Raw genomic sequence first — 1305 nt, 5'->3', positions numbered from 1 at the left:
GATGCCCCCTGTTTGGCAAGCATTATCTTTATTTTCGGCGGGATCTTCGATCGGACGTGTGTCAGGCCTCTGCGTGTGGCCTTCTATGACGCCACGGGCCGGTATGCTGTTCGGAAGGCTGGGTTCACATCGATTCAGAGAGCTGCAAGCGCTCGTGCCCCGGGTCTGATTTTCCCTGCCTTGAACTTCGAAGTCCTTGTCGCGTACTCCTCGACGATCGCTCACCCCGGCCTTGCGGCCATGTCGTGCCTTTCGCCTTCTCAGGATCAGGTCACGCCATTCGATAATTCTCCTGCTTTGTTGTAACCGCCCAAATCATGCGCGCCATCTTGTTCGCCAAGGCAACGGCTGCCACCATCTTCGGCTTGCGCGCGACAAGTGCGGCCAGCCAACGGTTTGCACTACCGCCTTTGCGAACCACCCAGCGGATCACGCTCATGGCTCCGACGATCAGCAATCGACGGATGTCGGTTTGCCCCATCTTGCTGACCGATCCCAGTCTGGCCTTTCCGCCCGTCGACCTTTGTCGAGGCACCAAGCCCAGCCAGGCGGCGAAGTTGCGGCCGCTGTCAAACGTATCAAGATCAGGGGCGAATGCCGCGACAGCGCCTGCGGTGACAGGGCCGATACCTGGGATGGTGCAAAGCCTGCGCAATTGCTCATCTGTCTTCGATGAGGTTTCCAGCTGATCGGAAAGCCGGTCAATGACTTCGGTGAGACGCGCAATCTGCTCAACATAAATCGATCCCATGTGTCGGACCGGCTCAGGCAGATCTGTGCTCTCGTCAGCAAGGGCGTTCTCAAGCAGCTTGAGACTTGCGGGCCCTTTGGGTGCCACCAACCCAAACTCAGCCAAATGGCCGCGCAGGGCATTGATAAGCTGCGTGCGCTGTCGAACCATACATTGATGCGTTCGGAATGCGACAGCACGACCTTGCGTTTCTGCGCTCTTCACTGCCACAAACCGCATTGTCGGGCGCAAGGCTGCCTCCGCTATGGCTTCTGCATCAGCGCGATCGTTCTTCTGACGTTTAACAAACGGCTTCACATATGCAGCTGGCACAAGCCGTACCTCATGACCGTGGCTCTGTGCAAATCGGCCCCAGTGATGCGAGGTGGCACAAGCCTCCATTGCCACAATACAGGCAGGCTGGTCAGCCAAAAGCGTCGCCAGCCGGGTTCTCGACACAGCGCGGTTGAAGACAACCGCCCCATCTGGCCCAACAGCACAGACCTGAAAACTGCCTTTTGCCAGGTCGATCGCCAAAATACTGATCTTTGTTGTCATCGATATGCCCTCCACTA

Annotated in this window: 1 protein-coding gene; it reads right to left on the bottom strand. The window is 57.7% G+C overall.

All coding sequences use genetic code 11. The features are described from left to right. Nucleotides 1-271: 271 nt before the first annotated feature. A complete protein-coding gene (locus tag K7H22_RS19930) occupies nucleotides 272-1288 on the bottom strand; it encodes an IS110 family transposase (RefSeq protein ID WP_230802551.1) in 1017 nt (338 codons plus the stop codon). Nucleotides 1289-1305: the final 17 nt, after the last annotated feature.

The sequence above is a fragment of the Seohaeicola saemankumensis genome (genome assembly GCF_021021435.1).
GTDB lineage: Bacteria > Pseudomonadota > Alphaproteobacteria > Rhodobacterales > Rhodobacteraceae > Seohaeicola.
The sequence above is the reverse complement of the archived record's forward strand: the minus strand, read 5'-3'. Positions and strand labels throughout refer to the sequence as shown.

Coding starts and splice junctions, on each gene's coding strand:
- K7H22_RS19930 (WP_230802551.1), bottom strand. CDS start 1,288: ATGACAACAAAGATCAGTATTTTGGCGATCGACCTGGCAAAAGGCAGT.